The sequence below is a fragment of the Baekduia sp. genome (genome assembly GCF_035685985.1).
Lineage (GTDB): Bacteria > Actinomycetota > Thermoleophilia > Solirubrobacterales > Solirubrobacteraceae > Baekduia.
Map to the genome: position 1 here is coordinate 110,767 of NZ_DASRZV010000022.1, position 17,096 is coordinate 127,862.

The following is a 17,096-nucleotide window of genomic DNA, read 5'->3' on the forward strand; positions in this document are numbered from 1 at the left end:
GATGGCACGGCAAGGGCTGTCCATCTGCCGCCCGGCCCGCTGGGACCCGCCCCTGGATGCCGGGCGGGAGCACCGAAGAACGACGGGCACTCCTCGCCTCCAGGGATGAGCTGCACCGCCGGTTCGGCATGGGCAGCGATCTCGGTCGCCGCCCGGCCCAGGCCGAGCGCAACCGCGCGCTCGATCAGCTCCTGGGTGGTGAGCGGGCACACGTACCTTGATCAACGACAGCGTGCTGCCCCGCGCCTCACGCCGCCTTGCGCAGCTCCTTGGCGTGGCGTCGTGCCGCGACGTCGTCGGCGGAGGCGCCGAGCATGCGGACGAGCTCGGAGACGACGTGCTGCTCGGCGAGTTGGGTGACGGTGGTGAGGGCGGTGGTGCGGTCGGTGGACTTGGCGATGGAGAAGTGGCGGGTGGCCAGCGAGGCGACCTGAGGGAGGTGGGTGATGCAGAGGACCTGGCGGCCGGAGGCGAGGTCGCGCAGCTGCTCGCCGACGGCGCGGGCGGTGTGGCCGCCGATGCCGGCGTCGATCTCGTCGAAGACCAGGATGCTCGACCCGCTCGCGTTGGCGGCGCCGAGCAAGGCCAACATGACGCGCGACAGCTCACCGCCCGAAGCCGTCTCCCGCAGCGGCGCGGCGGGCACGCCGGGGTTCGGCGCGATCAGGAACTCGACGGTGTCGGTGCCGGTCGGACCGGGCTCGCGGCCCTCGATCGAGATCTCGAAGGTCGCGGACTCCATCGCGAGATCGGCCAACCGCGACCGCACGGACTTCGCCAAGGACTTGGCCGCCTTCACGCGCGAGCGGTGCAGCTCGTCGGCCAGCGCGGAGCGATCGGCGAGCGCGGCGGCCAGCGACGCCTGCGCCTCCTCCAGCGCCACCTCCGCGTGGTCCAGCTCGGCGATCCGCGCGCGGCACTCGTCGGCGTGCTCCAACACGGCTTCGATCGTCCCCCCGTGCTTGCGCTTCAGCCGGTCCCAGGCGGCGAGGCGCTCCTCGACGAGGTCGAGGCTCGCGACGTCGTCGGCCTCCATCCCCTCCCCGTAGGCCCGCAGCTCGGCCGCCAGGTCGTCGGCCTCGATGGCCAGCGCGTGCCAGCGCTCGGCGAGCGCGTCCAGCCGCGCGTCGACGCCCTCCAACCCATCCAACAACGTCGACGCCGACGCGAGCACGCCCGACACGCCGCCGTCGTCGGCGACGATCGCCTCGGCCGCGCCGAACGCCGCGCCGCGCAGCGCCTCGACGTGGCGCAGCCGGTCGCGCCGCGCCGTCAGCTCGGCCTCCTCCTCCATCGACGGCGCCGCCGCCTCGATCTCGGCCAGCTCGAACTGCAGCAGGTCCAGCTCGCGATCCCGCGCGCCCGCGCGCTCGCGCAGCTCGTCCAAGGACCCCTCCAACGTCCGTACGCGCGCATGCGACACCAGGTACTTCTCGCGCCGCGCCGCCTGCGCGTCGCCGCAGGCGCCGTCCAACAGCTCCAGCTGCGACGAGGCCAGCGTCAGCTTGCGGTGCTCGTGCTGGCCGTAGAACGCGATCAGCCCCTCGGCCGCCTCGCGCAGGTCGGCCACCGGGACCGAGCGGCCGTTCATGTAGGCCCTGGTCCTCCCCTCCGCCGAGACGCGCCGCGAGAGCACCAGCTCCTCGGCGTCCGGCGCCACGCGCTCGCCCAGCAGCGAGCGCAGCTCGGCCGGCAGGTCGAACACGCCCTCCACGTAGGCCTCCGCGGCGCCCGGCCGCACGATGCCCGCCCGCGCGCGCCCGCCCAGGAGCAGGTCCAGCGCGTGCGCGAGCACGGTCTTGCCGGCGCCGGTCTCGCCGGTCAGCACGTTCAACCCGGGCGCGAGGCACAGCTCGGCCCGCTCGATCAGCAGGAGGTTCTCGACGCGCAGCTCGTGGAGCATGCGTGGACTTCTACACCGCCGGTCGGACGAACACGCGTTCGTGCAACCGAACCTGCACGAACCGAACACCCATTCGGCGCGGGCGCGCGCGCCACAGCGCGCGCCAAACCGCGCTCCGCGGCCCCTACGACGCCAGCCGCCCGAACCGCTCCCGCACGCGCAGGTAGAACGACGACCCCGGCAGCTGCGCCAGGTCCGCCGCCTCGCTGACGAAGCGCGACGCCAGCGCCTCCCCCGGTCCCAGCTCGCCCGCCGGCCGGCCGTCGATCGACACGTCGACCGGCTCCAGCGAGCGGTTGTGGACCTCCAGCACGTCGGTCGGCGACACCACCAGCGCGCGGGCCGTCAGCGAGTGCGGCGCGATGAACGACACCACGTAGCCCTCCACGCCCCACGCCAGCACGGGCCCGCCGTTGGCCAGGTTGTAGCCCGTGGACCCGGCCGGCGTCGAGATCACCAGGCCGTCGCAGCGGACCTTCCCGACCTCCTGCCCGTCGACGACGTAGGCCAGCGTCGCCACGCGCTCGCCGAGCTTGCGGTGGAAGGACACGTCGTTGATCGCGGTCTGGTCGCCGCCCGGCGTCTCCAGCGCCAGCGCGGGCATGGTCATGACCTCGAACTCGCCGCGGAACGCCTTGGCGAAGCCCTCGCCGACCTCGTCGGGGTCGATCGTCGCCAGGAACCCGACCTCGCCGAAGTTCACCGCGAACACCGGCACGCTCGTCGCCGCGTAGCGCCGCAGCGCGCGCAGGATCGTGCCGTCTCCGCCCAGGACCACGCAGAGATCCACGTCGTCGGAGAGCGGCGCGTCCAGCTCCAGCCCCTCCGCCGGCGTCAGCCCGTGCTTGGCGACCTCCTCGCGGTCGAAGCGCAGCACGTACCCGGCGTCGATCGCGGCCCGGCGCAGCGACTCCAGCGCATCGGCGGTCTGCCCCGGACGCCCGTGCGTCAGGACCGTCGCGAGCTTCACGTTGTTCAAGAGGGCTCCACGTCCTCGGCGGCGGCCACGACGCCGTCATCGTCCAAAGCACCTGCACGGCCGGGCTCGGCCAGCCACACGAACGTCTCGCGGTTGCCCTTCGGGCCGGGCAGTCCGGAAGACGCGAAGCCCAGGACCGAGGCGACGCCCGCGACCGAGCGCGCGACGGACACCAGAGCGGAACGCCGGTCCGCGGCCTCGCGCACCACGCCCCCGGACCCGATCCGCTCGCGCCCCACCTCGAATTGCGGCTTGATCATCGCCAACGCGTCGAAGCCGTCCGCGGACGCGCACGCCAGCACCGCCGGCAGCACCTTCGTCAGCGAGATGAACGACACGTCGGAGACGATCAGGTCCGGCCGGTAGGGCAGCTCGTCGGCCGTCATGTTGCGCGCGTTGCGCCGCTCGATCACCGTGACGCGCTCGTCGTTGCGCACCGACCACGCCAGCTCGCCGTAGGCCACGTCGTAGGCGACCACGTGCGCCGCGCCCGCCTGCAGCAGGAAGTCCGTGAACCCGCCGGTCGACGCGCCGACGTCCAAGGCGCGCCGCCCCGCGACCGACAGCCCGAAGCCCGCCACCGCGTTCTCCAGCTTCACCCCGCCCCGCGACACGTACCGCGGCTTCTCGTCGACGGCGACCTCGACGTCGTCGCTGACCATCTGCCCCGGCTTGCTCGCCCGGGCGCCGCCCTCGCCGCCCAGGCGCACCTCGCCCGCCATCACCGAGGCGGCCGCGCGCGACCGGGAGTCGAACAGGCCGCGCCGATGCAGCAGGGTGTCCAACCGGACCTTGACCACGACCGGAACCGTACCGGCGCGGGCCTCCTGCCCGGCAGGACCCCTGCGAACGCCGACGCCGCTAGCCGACGGCGTCGGGCTCCAGCACGAACAGCTCGACGGCCATCTCCGGCTCGACGTGCGTCTGGCTGAAGTAGGCACGGACCCGTCGTCCGCACGCCGTCTCCACCGCCTGGTTGAAGCGCTCGCGCATGACCTCGGCGAACGCCTGGCGCGTGGCGCGGACCTGGTCGCCGCGTCCGGCGGCCACCAGCGTGCGCTCGGCGGTGGTGAACACGTCCTCCAACACGACCAGCACGAAGTCCTCGGCGATGTGCGCCCGAGCGCGCGTCGGCCCGCGGCCGAAGTGCTCGGCGTGCAGGCGGACGATGGCGTTCGCGATGGCCGACCGCGCGGATCCGCGGTCGGTCGTCGGCAGGTCGGGTTCGGTGCTCTGTGACATGGGCCCCCTTCGGTGACTGAGGCCCGGTGGACGGCAGGCGTCGTAGTGCGTCGTACGCCGCGCCCGGTCCGGGCAAAGGAAGCTGTCCGCCACCGGCATCGACAGTCGGTCGCCGCCTCCCGTGCGCCGCGGCCCTCGCTGAGAGGTTCCGCGCACCTGAGAGGCGGTCAAGCGCCGCCGGGGCACCCAACGGCGCGCAATGTAGCAAGGCCCGAAGACGCGCCGAACGCCCCCTCGATCGACCCGGTCAGGACGCCACTGTGTCCGTGCTCACAGTGCGCCGTCCTGACATCGGGCATATTGATTGCAGAGCGAACGAGACAGCGGCACCGCGGCACCAAGACTTCTCTCATCGCTCGCCGCCCCTCCGGGCGGACCCACATACGACACATAGCAGTATCTCTCCTCCCCTGAAGCGGCCCACCTCCCGGTGGGCCGTTTCTCTTTAAGCGATCGGCCGCGCCCTACCACCCGTTCGGCCGGACGTCCGTCGAGCCGCGGTGAAGTTCCACGCGGGTGCGTCCGACGAGAAGAGGGATGGCCGAGCACTCCGCTCTGGCGGCCACCGCGCCCCCCGCACCCACATCCGAAGCCGAGGTCCTCTTCGCCCGCCAGCCGATCCTGGACGGGGACGGACGCCTGGCCGGATACGAGCTGCTCTACCGCGGCCACGGCGGCTCGGAGTCGCCCCACGCCGCGACCTCGCGCGTCGCGGCCTCCGCGCTGAGCGACCTCGGGCTGCGCCAGGCCACGGGCGGCGCGCCGGCGTTCATCAACGTCACCACCGAGTTCCTGCTGGCGATGGACCCGCTGCCGTTCGGGCCCGACGGCGTCGTGCTGGAGATCGCCGCCGACCGCCTGCCCGACGGCCCGCTGATCGATCGCCTCGCGCGCCTGCGCCAGCACGGCTACATGCTCTGCCTCGACGGCTACGCCGGCCAGCCGGCCGCCGACCCGCTGCTCGACCACGCGACGCTGGCCAAGATCGACGCCAACGGCGTCGGCCCGTCCGGGCTGGCCCTGCTGGTCGCCCACCTGCGCGGCCGCGGCATCCGCCCGATCGCCCACTGCGTCGACACGCACCTGGACCACGACCGCTGCGCCGACGCCGGGTTCGAGCTCTTCCAGGGCGACTTCGTCTGCCGCCCGCGCGAGATCGTCGGCCACAACGTCCCGACCGCCTCGATCGGCGCGCTGCGCCTGGCGGCCGGGATCAGCGCCGCCGGCGACGACGGCATCGAGGAGCTGGAGAAGGCGATCGCGCTGGACCCCGGCCTGTCGCTGCGCCTGCTGCGCTTCGTCAACAGCGCCGCGTTCTCGCTGCGCCACCAGATCAAGTCGGTCCGCCAGGCGATCGTCCTGCTCGGCCCGCGCACGGTCCGCCAGTGGGCGATGCTCCTGCTGCTCAGCGGGATCGACGAGCAGCGCGGCCCGCTGCTGATCACCGCGCTGTCGCGCGGCCGCACCTGCGAGGCGATCGCGCGCCGCCTGGGCGCCGACGACACCGAGTCCTACTTCTTCACCGGCATGCTGTCGGTCGTCGACGCGCTGCTGGACCTCCCGATGGACGAGGCGATCCGCGACCTCCCGCTCAGCGAGGACGTCGTCGCCGCGCTCGTGCAGCGCGCCGGCGGCAAGGGCCGCACGCTGACGATGGCCGAGGCCTGCGAGCGCGGCGCCTGGGACGACGCCGCCCTGCCGTCGCTGCCCGCCGCCGAGCTGGCGGTGCTGCACGTCGAGGCGATCACCTGGGCCGACGGGACGGCGGCGGGGCTGACGTGAGCGTCGCGGCGTCGGTGCCGGCGTCGCGCGAGAGCCCGCGCGTGCTCTTCGCGCGCCAGGCGATCGTGGACCGCCGCGGACGGCTGGCGGGCTATGAGCTGCTGTACCGCGGGCCGCGCGGTGCCGACGGCGAGATCCCGGACGCCGAGCACGCGACGTGCAGCGTGCTGGTCGGCGCGTTCGCCGAGGTCGGCATGGGCGCGGCGGTCGGCGGCGCCACGGCGTTCCTGAACGTGACCGAGCGCTTCCTGCGCGAGGTCGACCCGCTGCCGCTGGCGCCGGAGGCCACGGTGCTCGAGCTGCTGGAGGACGCGACGCCCTCGCCGGCGCTCATGGACCGCCTGCGCGCGCTGCGCCTGCAGGGCTTCCGCGTGGCGTTGGACGACTTCGCGCCCGGGCCGACGTCGACGCCGCTGCTGGACGTCGCCGACATCGTGAAGGTCGACCTGCGCGCGCACGAGCGCCGCGACGCCGAGAAGTTGATGGGGTCGCTGGCCGCCCGCGGGCTGAAGGTCGTCGCCGAGAAGGTCGAGGACCAGGACGAGTTCGAGTGGTCGCGCGCCGCGGGCGCCAAGCTCTTCCAGGGGTACTTCTTCTGCAAGCCGGTCGAGCTGGCGGGTGCCGAGCTGCGCGCCGCGTCGATCGAGCGCCTGCGCACGGTCGCCGGGCTCACGCGGCCCGACGTCGGCTTCGAGGCGATCGAGCACGCGATCAAGACCGACCCGCACCTCGCGCTGCGGTTGTTGCAGCAGTTGAACTCCGCGGCCGTCTCGCTGCCGCACCGGATCTCCTCGATCCGCCAGGGCGTCGTCCTGCTCGGCCCGCGCACCGTCCGCCAGTGGGCGCTCGTGCTGCTGCTGAGCGGGATCGGCGAGCAGCGCGGCCCGGTGCTGGCGACCGCGCTGGCGCGAGCCCGGACGCTGGAGACGCTGGCCCACGTCAAGGGCGCCGGCGACCCCGACGCCTGGTTCTCGGTCGGCCTGCTGTCGGTCAGCGACGCGCTGGCCGGCGCGCCGCTGCCCGAGGTCGTCGAGCGGCTCCCGCTGGCCGACGACGTCCGCGACGCGCTCGTGCACCGCTCGGGGCCCAAGGGCGCGGCGCTCAGCGCCGCGATCGCCTGCGAGCGCGCCGAGCTGCCGGAGACCGACCGGCGGCTCGTGATGACCGCCTACGCGGACGCGATCGCGTGGGCCGACGCCACCGCCGCGGCGGCGTAGCCGGCGCGCGCTCCGCTCACCCCGGCGGCGGTCCGTCCAGCGCGGCGCGTGCGCGCTCGCCGAGCCAGCGCAGCGTCTCCCCCGCCGCGTCGACCATGCCGCCCCAGCGGATGTAGCCGTGGACCATGCCCTCGAAGACGCGCAGGTCCACCGGGACGCCCGCGGCGTCCAGCGCCTCGGCCAGCGCGGCGCCGTCGTCGCGGACGACGTCCTCCTCGGCCAGCGCGATCGCGGTCGGCGGCAGCGCGTCCAGATCGGTGGCGACCAGCGGCGCGACGTCGGGGTCGGCGGCGGCGCGCTGCACCGCGCCGTCCTCGTCGCCGAGGTAGAACGCCCAGCAGCGCTCCATGTCGGCCTTGGTCAGCATCGGCCCGTCGGCGAACGTCTTGTAGGACTCGCTCGACAGCGTCGGGTCGAGCGCCGGGTAGGCCAACACCAACGCGCGCAGCGACGCCGGCGGCGCGTGGCGCGCCGCCACGACCGCGAGCTGCCCGCCGGCGCTGTCGCCGCCCAGGACCACGCGCCCCGGGTCGATCCCCAGCTGCGCCGCGCCGTCGCCCCGCGCCCACGCCAGCACCGCGTAGGCGTCGCGCACCTGCGTCGGCCAGCGGTGCTCGGGCGCCAGGCGGTACTCCACCGTCAGCACCTTCGCGCCCGCCGCGTTGGCCAGCACCCGCGCGACGCGGTCGAACGTCGGGAGGTCGCCGACGTACCAGCCGCCGCCGTGCAACCACACCAACAACGCGTCGGCCTCCGGCGCGTGCAGCGGCGCGTGGACCCGCGCGGGCAGCCGCGCGCCGTCGAACGACGGCACCACGACGTCCTCGGTGCCCGCCACCGGCTCGGCGGCGCCGCCCAGGCGCAGCGCCGAGTCCAGGTACTCCTTGCGCTCCGCCGCCAGGTCGGCGGGCGGCGGCGCGTCGTCCTCCGCCATCGCCCGCAGCAGCGACGCCACCTGCGGGTGCAGGGGCAAGGCCTAGGCCTCGGACAGCACCTCGCCGCGACCCGCGAACAGCGCGGCCTCGACGCGGCGGGCGATGTCGCGCCCGGTGAAGCCGACCTCGGCGTGCAGCAGCGCCGGCTTGCCGTGCGTGACGTAGCGATCGGGCAGCCCGACGCGCAGCATCCGCGGCACGGCGACCCCACGGTCGTTCAGCGCCTCCCAGACCGCGCTGCCGAAGCCGCCGGCCAGCACGCCCTCCTCGACCGTCACCAGCAGCTCGTGGTCGCCGGCCAGCGTCGACATCAGCTCGACGTCCAGCGGCTTGGCGAAGCGCGCGTCGACGACCGTGACGTCGAGGTCGTCCTGCTCGGCCAGCAGGTCCGCGGCCTCCAGGGCCTTGCCGACGCCGGACCCGTAGCCGATCAGGGCGACCCGCGAGCCCTCGCGCAGGACCTCGCCCTTGCCGACCGGGACCGGCGACACGGCGTCCGCCACGGGCAGCGGCACGCCGACCGCCTCGCCGCGCGGGTAGCGCAGGCCGAACGGCCCGCCGACGGTCAGCGCGGTGCGCAGCAGGTGCTTCAACATCGCCTCGTCGCGCGGCGCGGCGAGCGTCATGTTCGGCAGCGAGCGCAGGTAGGCGATGTCGAACGCGCCGTGGTGCGTCGGGCCGTCGTCGCCGACCAGGCCGGCGCGGTCCATCGCGAAGACCACGTCCAGCTCCTGCAGGCAGACGTCGTGGACGATCTGGTCGTAGGCGCGCTGCAGGAACGTCGAGTAGATCGCGCAGACCGGCTTGGCGCCCTCCAGCGCGAGGCCGGAGGCGAACAGCACGGCCTGCTGCTCGGCGATGCCGACGTCGAAGTAGTGCTCGGGCTCGGCCTTCTGCAGGATGTTGAGCCCGGTGCCGGAGTTCATCGCCGCGGTGATGCCGACCACGCGGCGGTCCCGGCGGACCTCCTCGACCAGCGCGTCGCCGAAGACCTTCGTGTACTGCGGCGGCGCGGGCGTGGCGGGCGTGCTCGTGGAGGACGGCACCGTCACCGTGGGCGCGCGGTTGGTGATGGACTTGGGCTTGGCGGCATGCCACTTCTCCATGCCCTCCAGCCCGCCCTCCTCGGCGGGAGTGAAGCCCTTGCCCTTGACGGTCGCGGTGTGGACGACGACCGGACGCCCGGCGGTCAGCGCGGCCGACAGCGCGCGGCGCAGCGCGCGGATGTCGTGGCCGTCGATGACGCCCATGTAGGCCCAGTCCAGCTCCTCCCAGAAGAGGCCCGGCGCCCAGAACGACTTGATCGACTCCTTCAACTGCGGGCCGAGGCGGTCGAACGCCGCGCCGATGCCGCCGGGCAGCGTCGTCAGCCGCTCCTCCATCCCCTCGCGGGCGTGCCACAGCTTGGGGTTCAACCGCACGCGGTTGAAGTAGCGGGACAGCGCGCCGACGTTCGGCGCGATCGACATCCCGTTGTCGTTGAGGACGACGACGATCGGCGTGCCCAGGCCGCCGGCCTGCGAGATCGCCTCGAAGGCCACACCGCCGGTCATCGCGCCGTCGCCGATGACCGCGACGACCTTGCCGGCGTCGACGTCCCCGGCGAGCTTCATGCCCTCCTTGAGCCCGACCGCGTAGCCGATCGAGGTCGAGGCGTGGCCCGCGCCCATGATGTCGTGCTCGGACTCGTGGATCGCGCAGAACGGCGCGAGCCCCTCGTACTGGCGGATCGTCGACAGCTCGTCGCGCCGGCCGGTGAGGATCTTGTGCGGGTAGGCCTGGTGGCCGACGTCCCAGAGGATCTTGTCCTTGGGCGAGTCCAGCAGCGAGTGCAGCGCGACCGTGACCTCGCACATGCCGAGGTTCGCGCCGAAGTGGCCGCCGATCTCCCCGACCGTGTCGATGATGTGCTCACGGACCTCCTGCGCGACGCGCTGCAGCTCCTCGTCGGACAGGCCGTGCAGGTCCTGCGGACGGTCGATGCGATCGAGCAGGCGTTCGTGAGGTTCGGTCATGAAGTCCGCGTGTAGATGAAGTCGGTGATCTGCTCCAGCTCGGGCGCACCCTGCGGAGCGGAAGAGGAAAGGGTAGCCCTGGCGGCGGCATGGGAGTCCTGCGCCAGCTTCTTGGCACCTTGGAGCCCGAACTCGGTGACGTAGGTGCGCTTGCCGTGGCGCTCGTCGGAGCCGTGCGGCTTGCCGAGGTCGTCGTCGGTGCCGGTGACGTCCAGGATGTCGTCGACGATCTGGAACAGGACGCCCAGCTCGGAGGCGAAGCGGCGCCAGGAGAGCGTCTCGTCGGCGTCGGAGGGCAGCCCGGAGAGCAGCAGCACGCAGACGACCGACGCGCCGATCAGGCGGCCGGTCTTCAGCTCGTGCAGACGGCGCAGGTCCGCCGGAGTCTCCGAGACGCCGGCCACGTCGAGGTACTGCCCGCCGACCATGCCGTCCACGCCGGTCGCGGCCGCCAGCTCGCGCGCGGCGGCCAGCACGCGCGCGGGTTCGCCCGGCTGCGCGGTCAGCAGGTGGCGGAAGGCCTCGGCGTAGAGCGCGTCGCCGGCCAGGATCGCGACGTCCTCGCCGTACTTGACATGGCAGGTCGGGCGGCCGCGGCGCAGGTCGTCGTCGTCCATCGCCGGCAGGTCGTCGTGGATGAGCGAGTAGGTGTGGATGAGCTCGAGCGCCGCCGCCAGCGGCATCACCGACGCGCGGGCGCCCCCGACCGCCTCCGCGGTCGCGAGCGCGAGCACCGGGCGGATCCGCTTGCCGCCGGCGAGCAGCGAGTAGCGCATCGCCTCCTCGAGACCGGCGGTCGCGAACTCCTCTGAGAAGCGGACCCGCTCGAGGTAGGCCTCGACCTCGGCGCGCAGGTGCTCCGGATAGACGGGCGGTGAGGTCGACGTCGGGGTGGCCGACAAGTCAGCTACTTGGCAGGGGAAGCTGACCGGGAAGGTCGGGCAGCGGCTCGAGGGCCGCACGGGCTCGCTGGTCGACCTGCGCGCTGGCCTCCGTGGCCAGCCGTGCGCATTCCTCGATCGCCGACAGGGTGGCGTCGGGCTCCAGCTGACCGGCGCGCAGAAGCTCCGCGGTCCGCTGCAGGCGTGCGCTGAGCTCGATCAGGGAATCGCTCACCGGACAAGCCTAGCGACCGGGGAGGTCGGTGGCGGCCGCCTCTCACCCGGCACTCAGACGCCGGCGATCAGGCGCGTCCGTCGAGCGCGGCGTTGACGAGCGCGTCGGCCTCGGCGTTGGCGGCCCGGGGCACGCTGCGGATCGACCAGCGCTCAAAGCCGCCCAGCGCGGCGCTCGCCTGCTCGTAGAGCGGCTTCATCGCCGGGTGCTTGACCTTGTAGACGCGGTTGAGCTGCCGGGCGACGAGCTCGGAGTCGTTGACGATCTCGAGCTCGCTGGCGCCGAGCGCCGCCGCGCGCTCGAGGCCGCGCAGCAGCGCGCGGTACTCGGCGACGTTGTTGGTCGCGACGCCGATCGTCTCGGCCACCTCCTCGAGGCGCTCGCCGTCGGCGTCGTCGATGACCACGCCGATCGCCGCAGGACCGGGATTGCCCCGCGCTCCGCCGTCGACGTGGATGACCAGCCGGCGGGGCGCGCCCGGGCCGCCCGCGGTCACTCGCCGCGGCCGGCCAGCGAGGGCAGCTCGCCCGGGATCGTGCGGCGGCGGCGGTCGCGCAGCTCGCGCTTGCCGCCACCCACGGCCCCTCCCCCCCGTCGCGAGCCGCGACGGCGGTCGACGATCACGGTCACGTTCGGGTCGTCGGCGTAGTAGTCGGTGAGCTTGCCGAGCAGCTCATCGGCGAGCGGCTCGGGCACGACGCAGTAGATCACGACTTAACAGCGTATTGAACGCCGCCGACGTTCGCATATCGAACGTCCGTCGACTTTCCGGAGCCCGGGGCCGGGCGAGGCGTCTACTCGGTCGCCGCGGTGAGCATCCCGCGCTCATCCGCGACGACGTTGGCCTGGCGCTCGAGCTCGGTCAGCTCGGAGAGCTCATAGCCCTGGCCGGCGCCCCGCACGACCGGGACCTCCTCGGAGAGGTCGACCTCGTAGCGGTACCAGCACAGCTCCCAGGAGAGCACGAGGTTGACGATCGCGCCCACCGGGCTCGTCGGATAGGCCGCGACGTCGGGCAACCCGAGCGAGCGGGTGATCCCGGCGACCGTGCGGGGATGCTCGGAACCGTTGAAGAGCTCGATCGCGGCGTCGATCTTGTGCTCGACCGAGGTCGGGACCGCGTGCACGTGGCGCGGCTCACGGACGCCCGACGGGTCACGCGCGGCGTCCTGGCGCGACGAGAACGCCGCCGGGCGCCGGCGGCGGGCGCGCCGGGCGCTGCGCGCCGGAGACTCGACCCCCGACCATCCCAGATCGGGCGCGGGCGCCGCCGGATCGGGCTCGACCGCGGGCTCGGGCTCGAGCTCGGGCGCGAGCCCCAGCGGCGGCGGATCGAGCTCCGCCGGCTCCTCGTCGCCGAACGGCGGCGGCGGCATCTCGAAGCTCTCGGCAGGCTCGGAGCGGCGAGTGCGCCGTCGCCGCAGCAATCGCGAGCGGCGGCGATCGGCCCGATCGCTCGGCTCTCCGGAGTCGGGGATCGTGCCCTCCCTCACCCACCCGCCGTGCAGGGCCCGGGACGTGCACAGCTCGCACACCGAGCGACGCGAGCCCCCGGCGAGGTAGATCTCGGCGCGCTCGCCGCGCAGCAGCGTCCGCCCGCACACGTCACAGGCGGTCTGCTGGGTGGAGGTGCGAATGGGGCGGGTTGGGGAGGTACTCACTGAGGAACGCGAGGGTACTACGCCGAGACCGCCGCGCCTACTAGGCCTGGACCGCCTCCTGCTCGGCGCGAGCCTCGGAGACCACCTTGGAGGCGAGATGGGCGGGGACCTCCTCGTAGCGCTGGAACTCCATCGCGAACTCACCCTGGCCGCCGGTGAGCGCGCGCAGGTCGGGCGCGTAGGAGAGCATCTCGGCCATCGGCACCTCGGCCTTGATCTCGGTCATGCCGGCGCCGGCGGGCTCCATCCCCAGCGGCCGTCCCCGCCGGGAGTTGAGGTCGCCGATCACGTCGCCGACGGCGTCCTCGGGCACGTTGATGGTGGCGAGCATCATCGGCTCGAGCAGCACCGGCGAGGCCTCCTGCAGGGCCTGGCGCATCGCCTGCGAGCCGGCCACCTTGAACGCCATCTCCGAGGAGTCGACGGTGTGGTAGGAGCCGTCGTAGACGCGCACGCGCACGCCCTTGACCGGAAAGCCGGCGACCACCCCCTGTTGCATGGCTTCTTGCACGCCCTTCTCGACCGCGGGGATGAAGCCCGAGGGGATCACCCCGCCCTTGATCTCGTTGACGAACTCGAAGCCTTCCGGCTCGGCCGCGAGCGGTTCGATCGCGATGTGACAGTCGCCGAACTGGCCGCGGCCCCCGGACTGCTTCTTGTGGCGCCCGTGCGCCCGGGCCGAGCCCCGGATCGTCTCCTGGTAGGGCACGCGCGGTGGCTTGAGCGACACCTCGGCGCCGAACCGCGCCCGCAGCCGCTCGACGATCACCTCGACATGCACCTGCGAGAGGCCGGCGACGATCTGCTCGCCGGTCTGCGGATCGCGGTGCAGGTCGATCGTCGGGTCCTCCTCCTGCAGGCGGCGCAGCGCGGTGAACACCTTGTCCTCGTCACCGGCCGAGCCGCCGCCGACCCCGGCGATCGCGAACGCCATCACCGGCGCGGGCAGCGCGATCGACGGCATCCGGATCGGCTCGTCGCGCGCGGCCAGCCAATCGCCGGCGCGGGTCTCCTTGAGCTTGGCCACGGCGCCGATGTCGCCGGGGCCGAACTCGTCGGGATGGGTCGTCTCGGCGCCGCTGAAGCCGACGAGCTGTCCGATGCGCTCCTTGTTGTGGGTGCGCGTGTTGAGCGCCTGGGTGTCGGGGCTCATGGTCCCCTGGTAGACGCGGAAGAGGTTGATCCGCCCCGCGAACGGGTCGGCGCGGGTCTTGAACACGTAGGCGAACAGCTCGGCGTCCTCGTCGGGGTGCAGCGTCACCTCGCCGACCTCCAGCCCCCCGTGCTTGACCGGCGAGGGCAGGTCCTCGACGATCGCGTCGAGCAGGCGGTTGGTCGCCAGGTTGCGGGTGGCCACGCCGCAGGTCACCGGGAAGAGCGAGCCGTGGTTGGTGCCCTCCTTGAGCGCGGCCACGATCTCCTCGTGCGAGATCGCCTCGCCCTCGAGGTAGCGCTCCATGAGCGCGTCGGAGGTCTCGGAGACCTCGTCCATCAGCTTCTCGCGGTACTCCTGCGCGCGCTGCGCCTCGGCGTCGGGGATCGGGATCTCCCGGCACCCGTCGCGCGCGGGCTGCTCGGAGTACTCATAGGCCTTCATGTCGACGAGGTCGATCACGCCCGAGACCTCGTGCTCGGAGCCGATCGGGATCTCGGTCGCGACCACGTGCTGACCGAACGCCGACTTCAGCGAGTCGAGCGTCCGGAAGAAGTCGGCGCGCTCCCGATCGAGCATGTTGACGAACACCAGGCGGGCGAGGTCCAGCTCGGCGGCGCGCTGCCACAGGCGGTTGGCGTGCACCTCGACGCCCATCACCGCGTTGATCACGAACACCGCCGACTCGCACACGCGCAGCGCACCCAGCGCATCGGCGATGAAGCTCGCGTCGCCGGGGGTGTCGAGCAGATTGACCTTGCGCTCCTGCCACTCGAAGGAGCTCAGCGCCAGCGAGATCGACATCTGCCGCGCCTTCTCGTCGGGGTCGGCGTCCGAGACGGTCGTCCCGTCGGTCACCGACCCGAGCCGGTTGAGCACCCCGGCCTGGAACAGCGGCGCCTCGTGCAACGACGTCTTGCCTGCGCCGCGGTGGCCGACGAGGGCCACGTTGCGGATGCGATCCGCAGCCTTGTGCATGGCAATCTCCTCTCTCTCGCCTACGGGCAGCGAACCCTACTCCTGTAGCGATCGGCGCATGCGCCGATCGCCCGCGGGCGCATGCGCCCGCGGGGCCGGCTCGCATGCGAGCCGGCCGTCCTGCTAGTCGAGCTCGCCGGCGAGCTTGGAGCGCAGCCGCAGCACCGCCTTGGTGTGCAGCTGGGAGACGCGTGACTCGGTGACGCCGAGCACCTCGCCGATCTCGCGAAGGGTGAGGTTCTCGTAGTAGTAGAGGGCGACGACGAGCTTCTCGCGCTCGGGCAGGGCGGCGATCGCGTCGGCGATCCGGTCGCGCAGCTCGGACTCGTCGACGAGCACCTGCGGGTCGGGCGCGCCGGTGTCGGCGAGCGTGTCGAGCAGCGACACCTGATCGCCGGAGGAGTCCGACACGTTCCACATCTCGTCGAGCGCGACGATCGTCGAGTTGGAGATCTGGACGAGCTGCTCCTGGAAGTCCTGCACGGAGATCTCCAGCTCGCTCGCCATCTCCTCGTCGGTGGGCGCGCGCTGCAGGCGCGCCTCGAGCTTCATGTTGGCGCGCTCGAACTGGCGGGCGCGGGCGCGCACCGAGCGCGGCACCCAGTCGAGCGTGCGCAGCTCGTCGATGATCGCGCCGCGGATGCGGGTGATGGCGTAGGTCTCGAACTTGATCTCGCGGCTGAGGTCGAAGCGCTCGATCGCGGAGATGAGGCCGCCGAGGCCGTAGGAGATGAGGTCGGCCTCCTCGACGTGGGCGGGCAGCCCCGAGCTCATCCGGCCGGCGACGTACTTGACCAGCGGCGAGTAGGCGACCACGAGCCGTTCGCGAGCGCGCTCGTCGCTCGTCGCCTTGTAGCGCTTCCAGAGATCCTGCAGCTCGATCGCTTTGACGTTGGTCTCCATCCCTACCCCAATGACGGTGCTAGGCCCGTGGATGCGATGCCACGTAGGCGTGGCGGAGCCGTTCTGACTCTACCCGAGTGTAAACCTGAGTAGTCGAGATGCTGGCGTGCCCGAGCAGCTCCTGAATCGCGCGCAGATCTGCGCCCCCGTCGAGCAGATGGGTGGCGAAGGAGTGGCGCAGGGCGTGCGGATGGGCCGCCGCGAGCGCCGGCGCATGGCGCGCCGCCAGCCGCGACCACGTGCGCAGCCGCCGGCGCACGTCGGAGGTCGACAGCCGCCGCCCCGACTTGGACAGAAACAGGGCGCCGTGGTCCGGTCCCGCGGCCGCTCCGGCGAGCGCGGGACGGCCCGCCTGCAGCCATCGCTCCAGCGCGCGGGCCGCGTGCTCGCCGACCGGCACCATCCGGGTCTTGCCGCCCTTGCCCTCCACGCGCACGGCCTCGGCGTCGAAGTCCAGCGAAGCGGTGTCGAGCGTCACCAGCTCCTCGGCGCGCAGCCCGGCGGCGTAGGCGAGCTCGAACAGCGCCCGGTCGCGCAGCTCGAGCGGGTTGGTCGCCGGGATGCGGTCGAGCAGCGTCGCGACCTCGGCGGGCTTGAGCACGCGCGGCAGGCGCTGGGCGCGCTTGGGGGCGCTCAAGAGCTCGGCCGGGTTCTCGGCACGCTCCCCGAGCGCCATCTGGGAGGCGAACATCCCCCGCAGCGAGGCGAGCTTGCGCGCGACGGTCGTCGGGGCCTGACCGGACTCGCTCAGCGAGGCCACGTAGCGACGCAGGTCGCGGACGTCGACCTCGGCGGGGCCGCGCCCGCGGGCCGTCGCCCAGGCGGCGAACTGGCCGCAGTCGATCGCGTAGGCGCGCCCGGTGCGCGGGGCGACCGCGCGCCGACGGAGGTCGCGCGCGAACGCCTCGAGCGCGTCGCGCCAGGGCGCGGTGATCGTCGGTTCGCCGGAGCCTTGCATCGACGCCGTCACAATTCGCCGCCGGGGTCACCACCCCTGCGACGTGGGTCAGGGGTTGACCTGGACGATCGTGCCGACGGGCGTGTACTGATACACGTTCTCGGCGTCGGAGTAGTCCATCTCGACGCAGCCGTTGCTCTGTGGGTAGCCGTAGGAGCCGCGCGGGTAGTAGTGCAGCGCGTCGCCGGCGTTGAAGTAGCTCACCCACTTGACGATGACGTTGTAGTGGCTGCCGTCGACGTCGGTGCCGATCA

17 protein-coding genes are annotated in these 17,096 nt (G+C 73.0%); 2 read left to right on the forward strand and 15 right to left on the reverse strand.

The window, feature by feature from the left end; translation table 11 throughout:
• Positions 1–247: 247 nt before the first annotated feature.
• The 4 genes from recN to VFG42_RS12065 all read right to left on the reverse strand — a co-directional run bounded on the left by recN (position 248) and on the right by VFG42_RS12065 (position 4,124).
• On the reverse strand, positions 248–1,903 hold the full coding sequence (gene recN, locus VFG42_RS12050) for a DNA repair protein RecN (RefSeq protein ID WP_324908675.1): 1,656 nt from the start codon (positions 1,901–1,903) through the stop codon (positions 248–250).
• 124 nt (positions 1,904–2,027) lie between these two features.
• Complete coding sequence (locus VFG42_RS12055; RefSeq protein ID WP_324908706.1) at positions 2,028–2,873, reverse strand: NAD(+)/NADH kinase; 846 nt, start codon at positions 2,871–2,873, stop codon at positions 2,028–2,030.
• A 5-nt stretch (positions 2,874–2,878) separates the two neighbouring features.
• Positions 2,879–3,682: a TlyA family RNA methyltransferase gene (locus VFG42_RS12060; protein WP_324908677.1), complete on the reverse strand. Its 804-nt coding sequence runs from the start codon at positions 3,680–3,682 to the stop codon at positions 2,879–2,881.
• Positions 3,683–3,743: 61 nt separating this feature from the next.
• The gene (locus VFG42_RS12065) at positions 3,744–4,124 is read right to left on the reverse strand and encodes a DUF2294 domain-containing protein (RefSeq protein WP_324908679.1); all 381 of its coding nucleotides are present in this window, start codon (positions 4,122–4,124) and stop codon (positions 3,744–3,746) included.
• Positions 4,125–4,661: 537 nt separating this feature from the next.
• Between VFG42_RS12065 and VFG42_RS12070 the strand changes: the two genes are divergently transcribed.
• Both VFG42_RS12070 and VFG42_RS12075 read left to right on the forward strand, forming a co-directional pair.
• On the forward strand, positions 4,662–5,906 hold the full coding sequence (locus VFG42_RS12070; protein ID WP_324908682.1) for an EAL and HDOD domain-containing protein: 1,245 nt from the start codon (positions 4,662–4,664) through the stop codon (positions 5,904–5,906).
• Positions 5,903–7,123, forward strand: coding sequence for an EAL and HDOD domain-containing protein (locus VFG42_RS12075; protein ID WP_324908683.1), 1,221 nt, complete (start codon positions 5,903–5,905; stop codon positions 7,121–7,123). Before VFG42_RS12070 ends, VFG42_RS12075 begins: the two co-directional genes overlap by 4 nt.
• Positions 7,124–7,139: 16 nt before the next feature.
• On the opposite strand, the gene VFG42_RS12080 is transcribed toward VFG42_RS12075, so the two are convergent.
• The 11 genes from VFG42_RS12080 to VFG42_RS12130 form a co-directional block, all read right to left on the reverse strand.
• Positions 7,140–8,096, reverse strand: a complete 957-nt coding sequence (locus VFG42_RS12080) for an alpha/beta hydrolase (protein WP_324908685.1) — start codon at positions 8,094–8,096, stop codon at positions 7,140–7,142.
• A 3-nt stretch (positions 8,097–8,099) separates the two neighbouring features.
• Positions 8,100–10,073 carry a 1-deoxy-D-xylulose-5-phosphate synthase gene (gene dxs / locus VFG42_RS12085; RefSeq protein WP_324908687.1) on the reverse strand — a complete coding sequence of 658 codons (1,974 nt, stop codon included), beginning with the start codon at positions 10,071–10,073 and terminating at the stop codon, positions 8,100–8,102.
• Positions 10,070–10,975 (reverse strand): farnesyl diphosphate synthase, encoded by a 906-nt coding sequence (locus tag VFG42_RS12090; RefSeq protein WP_324908688.1) that lies wholly within the window; start codon positions 10,973–10,975, stop codon positions 10,070–10,072. Before VFG42_RS12090 ends, dxs begins: the two co-directional genes overlap by 4 nt.
• Position 10,976: 1 nt before the next feature.
• The gene (locus VFG42_RS12095; protein WP_324908689.1) at positions 10,977–11,189 is read right to left on the reverse strand and encodes a hypothetical protein; all 213 of its coding nucleotides are present in this window, start codon (positions 11,187–11,189) and stop codon (positions 10,977–10,979) included.
• Positions 11,190–11,256: 67 nt separating this feature from the next.
• Positions 11,257–11,685, reverse strand: a complete 429-nt coding sequence (locus VFG42_RS12100) for a ribonuclease HI family protein (protein WP_324908691.1) — start codon at positions 11,683–11,685, stop codon at positions 11,257–11,259.
• A complete protein-coding gene (locus tag VFG42_RS12105; RefSeq protein WP_324908692.1) occupies positions 11,682–11,900 on the reverse strand; it encodes a hypothetical protein in 219 nt (72 codons plus the stop codon). The genes VFG42_RS12100 and VFG42_RS12105 overlap by 4 nt, the downstream gene beginning before the upstream one ends.
• A gap of 83 nt (positions 11,901–11,983) precedes the next feature.
• The gene (locus VFG42_RS12110; RefSeq protein ID WP_324908693.1) at positions 11,984–12,565 is read right to left on the reverse strand and encodes a hypothetical protein; all 582 of its coding nucleotides are present in this window, start codon (positions 12,563–12,565) and stop codon (positions 11,984–11,986) included.
• A 325-nt stretch (positions 12,566–12,890) separates the two neighbouring features.
• Positions 12,891–14,981, reverse strand: coding sequence for an elongation factor G (fusA, locus tag VFG42_RS12115; protein ID WP_324908694.1), 2,091 nt, complete (start codon positions 14,979–14,981; stop codon positions 12,891–12,893).
• A 123-nt stretch (positions 14,982–15,104) separates the two neighbouring features.
• The gene (whiG, locus tag VFG42_RS12120) at positions 15,105–15,884 is read right to left on the reverse strand and encodes an RNA polymerase sigma factor WhiG (RefSeq protein ID WP_324908696.1); all 780 of its coding nucleotides are present in this window, start codon (positions 15,882–15,884) and stop codon (positions 15,105–15,107) included.
• Positions 15,885–15,903: 19 nt separating this feature from the next.
• Complete coding sequence (locus VFG42_RS12125; RefSeq protein WP_324908698.1) at positions 15,904–16,842, reverse strand: tyrosine-type recombinase/integrase; 939 nt, start codon at positions 16,840–16,842, stop codon at positions 15,904–15,906.
• Positions 16,843–16,890: 48 nt separating this feature from the next.
• On the reverse strand, positions 16,891–17,096 hold a 206-nt coding region (locus tag VFG42_RS12130; RefSeq protein ID WP_324908700.1), incomplete at its 5' end, for a L,D-transpeptidase.